Consider the following 14457-nt stretch of genomic DNA (forward strand, 5'->3'; position numbering starts at 1 on the left):
AAGACAGAAATATGTCCTGAGAAGGGGCTCGGCGCATCACCTTCGTGTGGTCAGGCGGGCTGCTGTTCAGCAGGGCGGCTGCGCTCGATTTCGACACTGGCGCGGCCGGATGAAATCGGCAGCGGAGCGCCCGGCTTGTGCACGCGGATACGGACCTTGTCGATGCGCGGATCGGCGGCCAGGACAGCCTCGGCGATCGCGCCGGCCAGACGTTCGATGAGCTTGAATCTGGAACCGGTGACCACGCCCTCGACGACTTTGGTCAAGGTGCCATAGCAGACAGTCAGGGCGTAGTCGTCCTCGCGGCTGGCCGGTCCAAGATCCATCCAGCACGCGAGGTCCACATGGAAACGCTGGCCAAGCCGGCTCTCTTCCTCATAAAGGCCGTGATAGGCGAAGAAGGCGAGGTCTTCGAGATAGATGACGTCCATGCGTCGGGCTCCTGCGTCGGCGGGCACATGCCCGCTCCGGCGGAGAACCGCCGGGCCGCCTGCCTCATAGGACAGCGCCCGGCGAAAATCCAGCTGTCACAGGCCGGCGGCTGGCCAGATTGCGACGCAGGCCTGCTCAGGATGTCCGCGCCGGAGCGCAGGGAGAATTCTTCAGGACCTCGCGAACGCCGCGCAGGGAGAATTGCGAGTAGCGCTCATCCGAAAACCGGACGGCAAGATTGCGTGCGGTTTCCAGCTTCTTCCAGAGCATCGTCGAGCGATCGGCGCAGGCCGCGCATTCGGATTTGACGTAGCCCTGGGCGTCGGCGGTCATGTCGAAGGCGGCGCGGTCCAGAACGATCTTGATCGTCTCGCGCGCCGGTGCGCCTTGGCCCTTGATGTCGATGTCGAGCGTGGCGCCAGCCAGCTTGCGGGCGGGTTCACACCAGATGATGAAATGCGATCCATCGTCGGTGACGGTATAGTATTTTTCGAATCCCTTGACGGTTTCATGCCGCCAATATTGATCTTCCGCATTTGCTGCCGTTGCGGCGTACGTCGACACAAGCATCAGTGCCGCCAGTGAAACTCCCCGCATAACACCCCCCGTATTTATTACCGGGGTGGATAATAGTTGGAAATTACTAAAAATGTCTCAGCTTCCTTAGGGTTGATCAGGGGTGAAGAACGCGCTGAAGTGGTGCGATCTGTCCGGTTGCCTTCCCGGTCATGTCATCCTTTGGTGATATTGCGCGGCAGGTGGCCAAGCGCCTACAACCAGATCACCCAACACCACAGAGCCAATGAATAGGCGGGGGCAGACGCGCATGTTTTCCAAGATCCTGATCGCGAACCGCGGCGAAATCGCATGCCGTGTCATCAAGACCGCGCGGCGGATGGGGATCAAGACCGTTGCGGTCTACTCGGATGCGGACAAGGACGCGCTGCACGTGGAAATGGCCGATGAGGCCGTACACATCGGGCCGGCTGCCGCGGCAGAATCTTACCTCTTGATGGACAAGATCATCGCCGCCTGCAAGGCGACCGGCGCCGAGGCCGTGCATCCGGGCTATGGCTTCCTGTCCGAACGCGCCGCCTTCCCGAAGGCCCTGGCGGACGCCGGAATTGTCTTCATCGGCCCGAACCCCAAGGCCATTGAGGCCATGGGCGACAAGATCGAATCGAAGAAATTCGCCAACGCTGCCAAGGTCAGCACCGTGCCGGGCTATCTCGGGGTCATCGAGACGCCGGAACATGCGGTGGAGATTGCCACCGAGATCGGCTTCCCGGTCATGATCAAGGCCTCGGCCGGCGGCGGCGGCAAGGGCATGCGCATTGCCTGGAACGCCGGCGAGGTGCACGAAGGCTTCGCGCGCTCCAAGTCGGAAGCGGCCTCCTCCTTCGGCGATGACCGCGTCTTCATCGAGAAGTTTATCCAGAACCCGCGCCACATCGAGATCCAGGTGCTGGGCGACAAGCACGGCAATGTCATCTATCTCGGCGAGCGCGAATGCTCGATCCAGCGCCGCAACCAGAAGGTCATCGAGGAGGCCCCGTCGCCGCTGCTCGATGAAGCCACCCGTCGCGCCATGGGCGAGCAGGCCGTGGCGCTCGCCAAGGCCGTCAACTACGACAGCGCCGGCACGGTGGAATTCGTCGCCGGTCAGGACAAGAGCTTCTTCTTCCTGGAGATGAACACCCGCCTGCAGGTGGAGCATCCGGTGACCGAACTCATCACCGGCATTGACCTCGTCGAGCAGATGATCCGCGTCGCCTATGGCGAGAAGCTGGCGATCGCGCAGGCCGATGTGAAGCTGAACGGCTGGGCGGTCGAGAGCCGCATCTATGCCGAGGATCCCTATCGCAACTTCCTGCCGTCCATCGGCCGTCTCGTGCGCTACAGCCCGCCGGAAGAGAAGGTCGAGGACGGGGTGACCGTACGCAACGACACCGGCGTCGTCGAGGGCTCGGAAATCTCGATGTTCTATGACCCGATGATCGCCAAGCTCGTCACCCATGCGCCGACGCGCGGGGAAGCGATCGAGGCCATGTCGGAAGCGCTCGACGCCTTCTATGTCGACGGCATCCAGCACAACGTGCCGTTCCTGACCTCGCTGATGAGCCATCCGCGCTGGCGCGCCGGCACGTTGTCGACCGGCTTCATCGTCGAGGAATATCCGGACGGCTTTACTCCGGCCGTGCCGGATGCCGAGGCCAAATCGGTCCTGGCGGCGGTGGCGCTGACCATGGAAACCCTGCGCCGCGAACGCCTGGATCATTTGCCGGGCCGGCTGCGTCCGCACACGGGCGCCGTGCGCGAGCAGTGGACCGTGAAGATCGGCAAGGACTACATCCCGGTCCGCATCGCCGAGGGCTATCCGGCCGCCCCGCTTGAAATGGATATCTCCGTCGACGGCGGTGATGTGGTCACCGTCACTTCGGACTGGGTGCCGGGTGACCGGCTGTGGCGCGGCTCCATCGGGGACCGCCGCGTGGTGGTGCAGGTGCGCCCCGTCACCTCCGGCTACCGGCTCGACTGGCAGGGCTTCTCCGTCATTGCCAAGACCATGACCCCGCGCACGGCGGAACTTGACGCCCTGATGCCGGAAAAGCTGCCGCCGGACACCTCGAAGTTCCTCCTGTGCCCGATGCCGGGTCTCGTCGTCTCCGTCATGGTCAGCGAAGGCCAGGACGTGAAGGCCGGCGAGGCGCTTGCCATCGTCGAGGCGATGAAGATGGAAAACGTGCTTCGCGCCGAACGCGATTGTGTTATCAGCCAGATCAAGGCCAAGCCCGGCGACAGTCTCGCCGTCGATGCCGTGATCATGGAGTTTGAATGACGCGAGGCGCGAAGGGGATCGACACGGTCCTGTTCGATCTGGACGGGACGCTGACCGATCCCTTTGTCGGCATCACCCGCTCGATCCAGTATGCCCTTGAGAAACTCGGCGCGCCGGTCCCGGCGGCCGAGGAGCTGGGCTGGTGCATCGGTCCGCCGCTGTGGGAGAGTTTTGCTGTCCTGCTGGGCCAGGACGGCGAAACCGTGGATGACAAGGCGCTGCTTGACCGCGCCGTGGCGCTCTACCGTGAGCGCTACACCAGCGTCGGGCTTTACGAGAACGAGCTGATCGCCGGCATTGCGCCGCTGGTTGAGGCGCTTACAGGCGCGGGCCTCACCCTCTATGTCGCGACCTCCAAGCCGCATGCCTATGCCGGCAAGATCGTCGAGCATTTCGGGCTCATGCCACAGTTCCGCAAGGTCTATGGCTCGGAACTGGATGGCACCCGCTCGGCCAAGGCCGAGCTGATTGCGCACCTCATCGAGCAGGAATCGCGCGATGCCGCCAGCTGCGTCATGATCGGTGACCGCAAGCATGACCTCATCGGCGCGCATGCCAATGACATGCGGGCCATCGGCGTCACCTGGGGCTATGGCGGCTACGAGGAACTGGCCGCTGAACACCCGGCCTTGATCGCCCGTTTGCCGGATGAAATCCGCGCCTGGCTTTCAGTATGACTGAAAATCACTGCTTGCGCCGGTCCCGGATGGCGGTTTAGTCTCCTGACACCAGAAACAGGTCCTCGGGGCGGGGTGAAACTCCCCACCGGCGGTGATGGCCTTGCGGGACTGTCCGAGAGGATGGACCCGAGGCTGCAGCCCGCGAGCGCCTTTCAGCTGAGGCTGGAAGGGACAGCAGATCCGGTGCAACTCCGGAGCCGACGGTTACAGTCCGGATGAAAGAGAACCTGGCCAGTCCACGCTGCGCGCCGGCCTTGCGGTCGGCACCGGCTTGCGCTTGGCTATGCCCCGGGTCCATTGCCACAGGATGGCCCGTGCCGTGCAGACTTCGTCTTTCCCTTCAAAGCCGCTCACTGCCGCCGCCTGCATGATCGGGGCCGGGGCGAGCTTCGCCCTCGTCAATGTCTGCCTGCAGGCGGCAACCATGCAGCTCGGTCTGCCGGCCGCAAGCGCCGCCTTCTGGCAGTATCTGGTGGCGCTGCTGTTCGCGCTGCCCTGGATCCTCAGGCGGGGCAGGGCGGCGCTCGTGACGCGTCAACCCAAGCTGCATGCGCTGCGTATTCTTCTGGCTGTCGGCGGCGTGCAGGCCTGGGTCTTCGGGCTGGCCCATGTGCCGATCTGGCAGGCCATCGCGCTGATCATGACCTCGCCCTTCTTCGTCATCCTCGGCGCGCGGATCTTCCTGAAGGAACAGGTCGGTCCCTTGCGCTGGCTGGCGACGCTGCTTGGCTTTGCCGGCGGCATGGTGATCCTTGCCCCCTGGAGCGAGCGGTTCGAGCTTGCTGCGTTGCTGCCGGTGCTGGCTGCTGCGCTCTGGGGCGGGGCCTCGCTGGTGACCAAGCGCCTCACCGGGGCCGAATCCGCCGACACGGTGACGCTCTACCTTCTCCTGCTGCTGACGCCGGTCAACGGCGCGCTGGCGCTGATCGATGGCGCCGTCGTGCCGACGGGCCTCAGCCTCTATCTGGCGCTGGGCGCAGGCCTCTTCACGGTCGCGGCCAACTACCTCCTGACGCTAGCCTATGCCCGCGCCGATGCGGCCTTCGTCCAGCCCTTCGACCATCTGAAGCTGCCACTCAACATCCTCACCGGCTGGCTGGCCTTTGGCTTCATCCCCGACGGCTACCTCTGGCCCGGCGCCGCCCTCATCCTCGCTGGATCGTTCCTCGTCCTGATGGAAGACCACCTCGCTCGGCGCCAGATGGCGGTGGGGTGAGGGGAGGTATGGATAGCGGCCATCTGAGCCAAAATCGGTTGCACGGCCTATCGCCCTATCGCAGTGGTCATCCCCGCCTTGTGCGGGGATCTGCCATTCAAGTTTGGGGCGGCCCGAGAGGCTTCAGTAGACGCCAAGCCCGTATGGATCCCCGCACAAGGCGGGGATGACGGCCAGTGGGGGGGCGCATGAAGCCTGCCCCTCCAGACACAAAAACGGCGGCCATTGGGGGCCGCCGTTTCTCGTTTCAAAGCCTCAAATGCGGTCAGGCGGCGCGGATTTCGCCGAAGAAGGCATCGATGCGCTGGCGCAGGCGGTCGGTCTGCTGGGTCAGCTGGGTTGCGACCGAGAGCAGGGTCTGCGCGCTGTCGCCGGTCTCGTTGGCCCCGCGCGACACGCCGGTGAGGGTCTCGGAAACGTTCTGTGTGCCGCTGGCCACTTCATGCACCGAGCGGGAGATCTCGGTGGTGGCGCTGCTCTGCTGGGTGACGGCGGCAGAGATTTCGGTCGAGATGTAGTTCATCTGGCCGATGACCTCGCCGATGCTCTGGATCGCCACGGCGGCCTGGTTGGAGACGGCCTGCATCGCCTGGATCTGGGTGGCGATTTCTTCCGTTGCCGAGGCGGTCTGGTTGGCGAGCGACTTCACTTCGCTCGCGACGACCGCAAAGCCCTTGCCGGCATCGCCGGCACGGGCGGCCTCGATGGTGGCGTTCAGGGCGAGGAGGTTGGTCTGGGCGGCGATGTCGTTGATCAGCTTGACGATCTGGCTGATCTTCTCGGTCGTCTGGACGAGGCTCTGCACCGTCTCGTTGGTCTGGTTGGCGGCCGAGGATGCCTTGGCGGCGATGTCGCTGGAATGGGCGACGCGGCGGGCGATCTCGGCGATGGAGGAGGTGAGTTCCTCCGACGCAGCAGCAACCGAGCGCACGTTGGCGGCCGCTTCTTCAGACGCTGCGGCGGCGATGTTGGCACCTTCAGAGCTGGCAACCGAGGTCTGGCTGAGCTGGCGGGCGGTGGAGACCACGTCCTGCGTTGCGCCGGTCACGGTGGTCAGGGAGCCGCTGACATCCTGCGCGAAGTGGTTGATCAGGCGGTCGACAGCCTCGGCGCGGCGCTGCTTGGCCGCTTCTTCGTGGCGCTGTTCTTCCTGCAGCCGTTCGCGTTCGATGGCATTGTCCTTGAACACCTGCACGGCCTGGGCAATGGCGCCGATCTCGTCCTTGCGATCAAGGCCCGGGATGCTGGCGGACAGGTCGCCATTGGCAATGCGGCTCATGGCCGAGGTGATCGAGGCAAGCGGGCGGGCCAGCAGGCGCTGGAACAGGGTGCCCAGAATGCCGAGCATGATCACGATGGCAGCAACCACCGCAATAATCGCCGACTGGCGGAATTCCGCCACTTCGGCATAGGCCACTGCCTCGTCGATCGACATGCCGACGTACCACTCGACGCCCGGCAGGCCGGAAATCGAGACGAAGGAGAGGATGCGGTTGCCATCCGGGCTTTCCACTGTCTGCAACTGATCGGACATGGCCACCTTGGTTCCGTCAAATAGCTCGGAGAGGCTCTTGCCGACCGCATCACGGGTTGGGTGGATCAGAACCTTGCCGTCCTTGTTGACAATGAACAGGTAGCCAAGATCGCCAAGATCAGACTCCTTCAGCATCGTCTCGATGGTTTCGATGGAAAAGTCGGACCCGATAACGCCAGCAACCTGGCCATCCAGCTTGCGCGGCGCGGCGACCGTCACAGTCAGCGAGCCGGAGGAGGCATCGAGATAAGGTTCGGTGATGGTCAGGCCGTTCTGGGCGACGGCATCCTTGTACCAGGGGCGCACGCGTGCATCGTAGCCGGCCGGCATGTCAGCCAGAGGCCACATCAGGAAGGCGCCTTCGGACGTGCCGAAATACGTCATCGCGAAGTTCTGCGTCAGCGCAGGCTTGTTGAAGTCCTCGTTGGTGATCTCGGCGTTGGGGCGTGAGCCCAGCGACTCGACCGTCAGCGCGGTCAGGGCGAGGCGGCCGGACAGCCAGTTCGAGACGCTGCGGGACATGGCCTTGCTGATCAGGCCGAGGTTCTGTTCGACGCGCGTTTCGACCTGACTGCGCTGGACGCTGTCATTGTACAGCGCGAAGCCTGCGAAAATCAGGACGATGACGGCCGTTGCGGCGGCCAGGATCTTGGTAATCAGGCTTCGACCTGACGGCTTCATTGTGGCTGCGGACATCTCGGGCTCCAGGAGGAATTGTGCCGTTGGGGCACATTGCCTTTGAAGCTAGTCTGCATTTGTAATTAAAGTATTGACTGTGTCTCTGGATCTTAACCTTGCGTGCTTTCGCTGATGCGAACGCAAGGTTTCAAGTGTTTGTATTGCGAAAAACACCTAGTTCATTTCAGAGCATTTACGGAATTTTCCTACCGGAGGTTGCGCCTGCCGTAGGAGGATCTGGTCAGGCTTCGCTCTCGGCGCTGCGTTGACGGATGGCTCTTGCCCGCTTTGCCAGCGCGGACATGCCGCCATCTTCTGGTTCTTCGGACTGCGTCTTGCGGGCCTTGCCGCCCGCAGCAGCTTCGGTCGCAGCTACCGCATCGCTGAAGCGCGCTGAACGGGGCAGTTCGAATTTCTCGCGCAGCTGCGCCGCGATGTCCTCGGCGACGCCGCCGGTCTCGAAGCTGGCATAGGTGAGAGGGATGCGCCGGCCGGCCACGATCATCACCGGGCGCTGCCAGACCTTTTTCGACATGAAATTGTGCAGGAAGCCTGCGCGTTCCAGCACGACATTTTCCAGATGCGACAACTGCAGACGCTCGCTGCCCATCAGCCGGCCACCGGGCGTGCGATGTTCCAGCAGCAAGCGGTCGTTTGTCTTGTCGAAGATGACCTTGGTGCGGGCACTTTGACGATGCAGGCGCAGGATCAAGGTTCCGGCGATGACGGCCACGAGCAGGGCAGGCCAGAAACTGTCGGCAACCAGGCTGCCCACGACACAGGCCAGCGCACCGATCCCGATGATGAAGATGCCAACGCGGGTCTGCGCCTTGTCGTCGTGAATGTACTCAATGCGGTTTGGTGTCGGATTGACCAGATCCATGCCCCTGCCATCCCTGAACGCCCGGCATTGCCGGCTTGTCTCCCAGCCTTCATGGCTTTCGCCCCGGTATTTATGACGAGGAACCTTGCGGCAGGCTTGCGCAATGCGAAGGAGACAGAAAGGTCAGGGACAGATGTGCCAGGGGGATGGCCCCCTGGCACGGATCGGCCGGAAGGGGATCAGCCGGTGACGAGGCGGCCGTCCAGGCGGGCGCCGTTGTCCGGGGTGATCACCTTGAGGTCGCGGATATGCGCGATGATCTCGTTGCGATAGACGAGACCGGTGTGGTCATAGTCCAGCTTGCGCAGGTCCATGCTGGCGATGTCGCCCGCAACGCCGCCCGAGATCGGCTTGCCGTTCCACGCTTCGCCAAAGCCGCCCAGCGAGACATAGGTGTTGAAGGCCACCTTGAAGGTCTTGTCGAGAACGCTGTCGATCGGCGCGCCGGCGATGGTGATGTCGACGGCCTTGGCCTCTGCTGCCGATGTGCCGAACTCCACCCGGTAGCGCAGGGCGCTGGAGAAGTGCAGCAGGCCGCGCGAGATGAACTGGCTGAGATCCAGCTTGCCGGCGGCCACTTCCTCCGGACGCACGAAGCGCTTGGCGTTGTTGTTCAGCATGTCGCGGATCTGCGCGCCGGTCATGGTCGCCACATGCACGTTGTCGGCATAGGGCATGACGTCGTACCAGCCCTTGAAGGTGAGCGGGCCCTTGGCGATGCCGGTCTGCAGGCCGGAGGCATTGAACAGCGCGATGTCGATCTTGCCGCCGGAGAAGGTGGCGGAGCGTGCGACGAGGGCGTCGTTCATGAAGTTGGCTATGGCCACTTCCCGGATGTAGCGGTCGGCGATGGTGCGCTCGGTCGACAGCAGGGTGTCGTCGGCCACCTGGCCAATTTCCTCGGCGAGCTTGGATTCCAGCGCCTTCAGCAGCGGGGCGATGGTCTCGGCCTCGAAGCCGGCGTCATAGTCGCCGTCATGTTCGAGGCTGGCGTAGGTCGGGTCATCGGCCTTGACCCGGTCGTCGCGGGTCTTCACCGGATGCAGGCCGACGGAGGAGAACCACGCCTTGCGGCCATTCTCGGCGGCAATCGACATGGCGATGTCGCCCAGATACTTGCCATTGGCTTCCGCCTGGGTGATCAGCACGCCCTCGACCACGTTGTCTGCGTCGATGCCGTCGCTGTTGAGGCGGGTGTGCGAATGGCCACCGAGCAGCACGATGGGCTTGTCGGTGAGCGGGCCGGCGGCGGCGGCGATGTCGAGGTCGCCTTCACCAATCATGCGGGCTGCACCCGCCTTGCCGGAGCGGTGCGAGCCGGAGCCGAAGCCGCAGTGCGACAGGATCACGACCACGTCGCTCACTTCGGCCACGGCCGGAAGCACGTTGCGGATGGCTTCGACCGGGCTTGCGACGGCAAGCTTCGGATCAGCCGGCTGGCCGACGCGGGTGTCGACGGCGGTGGTCAGGCCGATGAAGCCGATGCGCAGGCCCTTGGCTTCTGCGATGGCGGCGCAGACATAGTCCTCGTCGCGCTTCATGAAGGCCGAGCCATGCACGTTGGCCGAGAGCACCGGGAAGGTGGCGTCGCGCTTCAGGCCCATGCGCAGCAGTTCCGCACCGCGGTCAAACTCGTGATTGCCGAGAACGGCAAGGTCGAGGCCGGCGGCGGAATAGGCGCGGTAAGCCGGATCGGCAACGAACTCCTCCGGGTTCCAGCCGACCAGCTCGTCGAACACGGACCCGGTGTGGTCATCACCGACGGAGACGAACAGGACGACTTCGTGCTCGCCTGCGGTGGCGCGTGCCTCGCGCAGCTTGCGCACCATCTGCGACAGCCGGTGCGTGTCGCCCTTCTTGGCGTGCTGGTCGGTCAGGTGGTTGTGCAGATCGTTGAAATGCATCAGGCGCAGCACGCGCCGGTCGCCGGCGGCCAGCGCAGGGGCGGGGACCGGATTGCCCTCTGCCGTCACGATGCGGGTCACCGGGCCAGCCAGCGGGTCGCCCTTCAGCAGGAACAGGCGTTCGATGGCGCCATTCGGGTTCGGCGTGGCCGGGGACATCAGGAGTTCACCCGGACCTGCGGCAGCCTCGGCGCGGAACACGATCATCGGGGAAATGGCTGCAATGCCGGCAGCCACGGTGGTCGACTTCAAAAAGTCGCGGCGGCTCATGTTGCGGTTACGCGTCGACATGAGTTCAGCTCCTTGGGTATTTTGCTCACGGAATAGTGAGTGCCGCAGAGCTAGTGGCTGCACATAACGGATTTGTGACAGTTACGTCTCAGTTGTTCAAGGTCGGCGCACGACGTGCGCCAGATTTAATTCGATAACTGGAATTGACGTAACGGACCTGTATTCTCCCTCTATTGGATTATTATTTGCGTGAATTGCGCAAAACTCAGCCGGCAACCGAATGTGTTGCGCCGAATATGACCTCGAATTCCTGCCGCAGGATGCTGTCGACTTCCGGCATGGTCACCGGCAGTCCGAGATCCACCAGACTGGTGACGCCATGCTGCTGCACGCCGCAGGGCACGATGCCGGAGAAATGCTCCAGGTCCGGATCGACGTTCAGGCTGATGCCGTGGAAAGTCACCCACTTGCGCACGCGGATGCCGATGGCCGCAATCTTGTCCTCCCGGTCCGCGCCCTTGTCCGGGCGGCGCACCCAGACGCCGACCCGGTCCTCGCGCCGCTCGCCGCGAATATGGTGTTGCCACAGGGTGCCGATCACCCAGGCTTCCAGCGCGGCGACGAAGGCGCGCACGTCCGGGCGGCGGCGTTTGAGGTCCAGCATCACATAGGCCACCCGCTGGCCGGGGCCATGGTAGGTGTACTGGCCGCCACGGCCGGCGTCGTGGACGGGAAAGCGGTCCGGGGTCAGGAGGTCCTCCCGGCGGGCGCTGGTGCCTGCGGTGTAGAGCGGGGGATGTTCCAGCAGCCAGACCAGTTCCGCCGCCGTGCCATCGGCAATTGCGGTGACGCGCGATTCCATGAAGGCCATGGCCTCTTCATAGGGAACCGGCGTGTCCGAGATCAGCCATTCTACGGGTCTTGAGCCCTCAGTGGGGAGAAACTCGGGGACGATGGCTTCGCGCGTGGCTGTCGGCATGGCGTTCTGGCTGCTTTGCGATGGCTTTGACGCCGGGTTTGGCGTTACAGTCTCGATTGGCTTGGCCCTTGGGCAGAAGACGGTTCGAGGCTGCAGGTCCGGGCCAAGGTTCGAAGCGACGTTTCTATAGGCGGATTGGCGTGATGGCCACCTTTGATGACATCAGCATCGATATATCGGTTGTTCTGGGTACCACGACAATGCCCGTGCACCAGCTGCTGCGCATGGGACGTGGCGCGGTGATCGATCTGGATGTGGCCGAGGAAGACGACGTCAGCATCTATGCCAACAAGACGCTGGTGGCCAAGGGGCAGGTGGTTCTGCTGGGCGAGCGCATCGGCGTTTCGATCACCGAAGTGCTCCTGCGCGCACCCGACGTGCGGCCGATGCGGACAGACGGGCCACTTTGACGCCAAAGGTCCGGTCGAGAAGGCCAGTGAGGGCGCGGGTTTCCGCGCCTTTTTTGTTGTGCTTCATGAAGTTACCCACAGGCTGGCGGCGCCGTGAGCGATTTGTCGGCAAAGGGCGAGAAGACGCTTGCGCGGCAAAAACCGATTTGCTACATGGAGCGCCTCGACGCTGACAGGCGCCGGGGACAAGAAAATGCGGTCGTGGCGGAATTGGTAGACGCGCAGCGTTGAGGTCGCTGTGGGGCAACCCGTGGAAGTTCGAGTCTTCTCGACCGCACCATTTTCTTGATGAAAGGCTCTTGCCGATACCTCCTTGTGAGGTGCCTGCAAGGGCCTTTTTCATTTGTGCTCAAGGCGTGGCCGGCCGGTGCTGCGCCTGTTGACCAGGCAAAGGGGACTGCTGCCATGCGCGGTCGGATCAGGAGTTGCCTTGCACTTGCTCTTTTGGGCCTTTGCCTTACCGGCTTCACCTCGCCTGAACAGCAGCGCAACATCAGCCGGCCCGAGCAGGAGCTGCAGCAGATGACCTGCAGCCAGCTCTGGTACCTTGGCGAAAAGATCCGCGCCGATGGCGGGGTCTGTCCGCGCGATGACCGGGCCCGGCAGGCGTTCTTCCGCAACCGGACCTGTGTGTCGCAGGACGAGCGGGTGCTGGTGGGTGAGGTCAAGGCCTATCTTGCGGCGCTGCGCGGGATCGCCACTGCCAAGGGATGTCCGGATGTGCCGTGAGCCCATCGCTTGGCCTGGCGTGCTGTCGGGCGTTCCGCGTCGCGCATGGCAGTGAATCCGCCCCTGATTTCAATAGCCAAAGCAGCAGGTCGCGGGTAGTTGTGGGCTGAACTGTGCGCGGCTGGCGCAGGACTTCCGAGTGATCCGGCAGGAGGGGCAAATGGCCGAACCCGAACTTCGCGACGAGGCCGTTGACGCGGCTGCCGAGATCCCCGTGCATGACGACGCGGGCTGGCTGACGGATGCCTTCATCGCGGCGGTCCATGCGGCGGTCGAGGCGGCGGACCGGGACGAGGTGCGCCGCCTGGCCGGCGACATGCACGAGGCCGACATGGCCGATCTCGTGGATGCGCTGCCGGCCAGCGACCGGGCGGCCTTCGTGCAGCTCATGGGCGACCTGTTCGACTACGCCGCCCTCACCGAAATGGACGAGGCGGTGCGTGTCCGCCTGCTCGAGGACCTGCCGACCGCGGACATCGCCGAGGGCCTTGGCGAACTTGATTCCGACGACGCCGTCTACATTCTGGAGGACCTCGACGAGGAGGACCAGGCTGCCATTCTGGACGAGCTGCCGCTGTCGGAACGCGTGCAGCTGGAACGGGCGCTGGACTACCCGGAAGAATCCGCCGGCCGCCGCATGCAGACCGATTTCATCGCCGTCCCGCCGTTCTGGACGGTGGGGCAGGCGATTGATTATCTGCGCGAGGACAAGGATCTCCCCGATACCTTCTACGAGCTCTATGTGGTGGACCCCGGCTTCCGGCTGGTCGGCTCCGTGGCACTCGACCGGATCCTGCGCACCCAGCGGGCGGAGAAGATCGCCTCGATCATGGAGGAAGACCCGCATTCGGTGCCGGTGAAGGAAGACCAGGAAGAGGTCGCCCGCCTGTTCGAGCGCTACAACCTTGTCTCCACCGCCGTTGTCGATGACAGCAACCGTCTCGTCGGTGTCCTGACTGTCGATGACATCGTTGACGTCATCCAGGAAGAGGCCGACGAGGACATGAAGGCGCTGGCCGGTGTCGGTGATGAAGAAATCTCCGACAGCGTGCTGACCATTGCCCGCTCGCGCATTGTCTGGCTGCTGTTCAACCTGGGCACCGGGCTTCTGTCCGCCACGGTGATCTCGCAGTTCGAAGGCACCATCGAGGCGATGGTTGCGCTCGCCGTGCTGATGCCGATTGTGGCCTCGCTTGGCGGCAACGCCGGCACCCAGACGATGACCATTGCCGTGCGCGCCATCGCGACCGAGGAACTGGACACGCGCAACATCTGGCGAGTTTTGCGCCGCGAGGTGATGGTGAGTTTCCTCAACGGCTCGCTGCTTGCCTGCCTGATCGGAGCTACGGCCGGGCTCTGGTTCTTCAATCACGGCCTCGGCATCGTGATTGCGTCGGCGATCATCATCAATATGTTCTGCGCCGGCCTTGCCGGCCTCATGATCCCCATGACGCTGCACCGCTTCAAGGTGGACCCGGCCATTGCGTCGAGTGTTTTCGTGACCATGGTCACCGACGTCATCGGCTTCTTCGCCTTCCTCGGCATCGCCGCGCTCTGGTTCCGATTGCCGATGTGAGGGCAAGGGCGGCTGCCTATCGTCCCCGCTGCATCCCTTCAGCAGCAGACACGCTGTTTTCACTTTCCATCGTCGTCATGCCATGGCTCGACCATGGCATCCATGCCGTTGCCTTACCGTGCGGGCACAGCCTGACGATGGCGTCCTTCGCTGACGCTGGTCGTGAGGTGAGGTCACGGCGTGGATGCCATGATCAAGTCATGGCATGACGAATACGGTTAGGCTTTTTGTGTGGTGAGGATTGGGGCCTTGCGGAACGGCCTCGCAGTAGTCCTTCAGCAGCAGATGGGCTGCTTTCCCTCTCCATATTCGTCATGCCATGGCTCGACCATGGCATCCATGCCGTTGCCTTACCGTGCGGGCACA

The 14457-nt window shown here is 63.7% G+C and carries 12 protein-coding genes, 1 tRNA gene and 1 riboswitch; of the genes, 7 read left to right on the forward strand and 6 right to left on the reverse strand.

Going from position 1 to position 14457, the window contains the following annotated elements; all coding sequences use genetic code 11:
• Positions 1-50 precede the first annotated feature (50 nt).
• Together folB and OVA12_RS07825 are read right to left on the reverse strand one after the other, a co-directional pair.
• On the reverse strand, positions 51-431 hold the full coding sequence (gene folB / locus OVA12_RS07820) for a dihydroneopterin aldolase (RefSeq protein WP_268136025.1): 381 nt from the start codon (positions 429-431) through the stop codon (positions 51-53).
• 136 nt (positions 432-567) lie between these two features.
• A complete protein-coding gene (locus tag OVA12_RS07825) occupies positions 568-1002 on the reverse strand; it encodes a hypothetical protein (RefSeq protein ID WP_268136026.1) in 435 nt (144 codons plus the stop codon).
• Positions 1003-1258: 256 nt separating this feature from the next.
• Between OVA12_RS07825 and OVA12_RS07830 the strand changes: the two genes are divergently transcribed.
• From OVA12_RS07830 to OVA12_RS07840, 3 genes are all read left to right on the forward strand, one after another.
• Entirely contained in the window at positions 1259-3271 is a 2013-nt protein-coding gene (locus OVA12_RS07830; RefSeq protein ID WP_268136028.1) for an acetyl-CoA carboxylase biotin carboxylase subunit, read from the forward strand.
• Positions 3268-3948 carry an HAD hydrolase-like protein gene (locus OVA12_RS07835; protein ID WP_268136030.1) on the forward strand — a complete coding sequence of 227 codons (681 nt, stop codon included), beginning with the start codon at positions 3268-3270 and terminating at the stop codon, positions 3946-3948. The genes OVA12_RS07830 and OVA12_RS07835 overlap by 4 nt, the downstream gene beginning before the upstream one ends.
• Before the next feature lie 57 nt (positions 3949-4005).
• Positions 4006-4182: riboswitch (FMN riboswitch) on the forward strand.
• 136 nt (positions 4183-4318) lie between these two features.
• Positions 4319-5167, forward strand: coding sequence for a DMT family transporter (locus OVA12_RS07840; protein WP_268137049.1), 849 nt, complete (start codon positions 4319-4321; stop codon positions 5165-5167).
• 265 nt (positions 5168-5432) lie between these two features.
• Here OVA12_RS07840 and OVA12_RS07845 read toward each other — a convergent pair whose 3' ends face one another.
• The 4 genes from OVA12_RS07845 to lipB form a co-directional block, all read right to left on the reverse strand.
• Complete coding sequence (locus OVA12_RS07845) at positions 5433-7397, reverse strand: methyl-accepting chemotaxis protein (RefSeq protein WP_268136032.1); 1965 nt, start codon at positions 7395-7397, stop codon at positions 5433-5435.
• 223 nt (positions 7398-7620) lie between these two features.
• Positions 7621-8262: a hypothetical protein gene (locus OVA12_RS07850; RefSeq protein ID WP_268136034.1), complete on the reverse strand. Its 642-nt coding sequence runs from the start codon at positions 8260-8262 to the stop codon at positions 7621-7623.
• Between the two features lie 179 nt (positions 8263-8441).
• Complete coding sequence (locus tag OVA12_RS07855; RefSeq protein WP_268136036.1) at positions 8442-10457, reverse strand: bifunctional metallophosphatase/5'-nucleotidase; 2016 nt, start codon at positions 10455-10457, stop codon at positions 8442-8444.
• A gap of 205 nt (positions 10458-10662) precedes the next feature.
• Positions 10663-11376, reverse strand: coding sequence for a lipoyl(octanoyl) transferase LipB (lipB, locus tag OVA12_RS07860; RefSeq protein WP_268136038.1), 714 nt, complete (start codon positions 11374-11376; stop codon positions 10663-10665).
• Positions 11377-11519: 143 nt separating this feature from the next.
• Between lipB and OVA12_RS07865 the strand changes: the two genes are divergently transcribed.
• The 4 genes from OVA12_RS07865 (at position 11520) to mgtE (ending at position 14091) form a co-directional block, all read left to right on the forward strand.
• Entirely contained in the window at positions 11520-11786 is a 267-nt protein-coding gene (locus tag OVA12_RS07865; RefSeq protein WP_268136040.1) for a FliM/FliN family flagellar motor switch protein, read from the forward strand.
• A gap of 195 nt (positions 11787-11981) precedes the next feature.
• Positions 11982-12066, forward strand: a tRNA-Leu gene (locus tag OVA12_RS07870).
• Positions 12067-12191: 125 nt separating this feature from the next.
• Positions 12192-12515, forward strand: a complete 324-nt coding sequence (locus tag OVA12_RS07875; RefSeq protein WP_268136042.1) for a YARHG domain-containing protein — start codon at positions 12192-12194, stop codon at positions 12513-12515.
• Positions 12516-12675: 160 nt separating this feature from the next.
• Positions 12676-14091 (forward strand): magnesium transporter, encoded by a 1416-nt coding sequence (gene mgtE / locus OVA12_RS07880; protein ID WP_268136044.1) that lies wholly within the window; start codon positions 12676-12678, stop codon positions 14089-14091.
• The last annotated feature ends 366 nt before the right edge of the window (positions 14092-14457 follow it).

The sequence above is a fragment of the Pannonibacter sp. SL95 genome (genome assembly GCF_026672425.1).
Classification (GTDB): Bacteria; Pseudomonadota; Alphaproteobacteria; order Rhizobiales; family Stappiaceae; genus Pannonibacter.

Bases quoted from the DNA above. Each gene is read 5' to 3' on its own strand.
- OVA12_RS07855 (WP_268136036.1), bottom strand. From the start codon at position 10,457: ATGTCGACGCGTAACCGCAACATGAGCCGCCGCGACTTTTTGAAGTCG.
- OVA12_RS07845 (WP_268136032.1), bottom strand. From the start codon at position 7,397: ATGTCCGCAGCCACAATGAAGCCGTCAGGTCGAAGCCTGATTACCAAG.
- OVA12_RS07835 (WP_268136030.1), top strand. From the start codon at position 3,268: ATGACGCGAGGCGCGAAGGGGATCGACACGGTCCTGTTCGATCTGGAC.
- OVA12_RS07850 (WP_268136034.1), bottom strand. From the start codon at position 8,262: ATGGATCTGGTCAATCCGACACCAAACCGCATTGAGTACATTCACGAC.
- OVA12_RS07825 (WP_268136026.1), bottom strand. From the start codon at position 1,002: ATGCTTGTGTCGACGTACGCCGCAACGGCAGCAAATGCGGAAGATCAA.
- OVA12_RS07840 (WP_268137049.1), top strand. From the start codon at position 4,319: ATGATCGGGGCCGGGGCGAGCTTCGCCCTCGTCAATGTCTGCCTGCAG.
- OVA12_RS07865 (WP_268136040.1), top strand. From the start codon at position 11,520: ATGGCCACCTTTGATGACATCAGCATCGATATATCGGTTGTTCTGGGT.
- mgtE (WP_268136044.1), top strand. From the start codon at position 12,676: ATGGCCGAACCCGAACTTCGCGACGAGGCCGTTGACGCGGCTGCCGAG.
- folB (WP_268136025.1), bottom strand. From the start codon at position 431: ATGGACGTCATCTATCTCGAAGACCTCGCCTTCTTCGCCTATCACGGC.
- OVA12_RS07830 (WP_268136028.1), top strand. From the start codon at position 1,259: ATGTTTTCCAAGATCCTGATCGCGAACCGCGGCGAAATCGCATGCCGT.
- OVA12_RS07875 (WP_268136042.1), top strand. From the start codon at position 12,192: ATGCGCGGTCGGATCAGGAGTTGCCTTGCACTTGCTCTTTTGGGCCTT.
- lipB (WP_268136038.1), bottom strand. From the start codon at position 11,376: ATGCCGACAGCCACGCGCGAAGCCATCGTCCCCGAGTTTCTCCCCACT.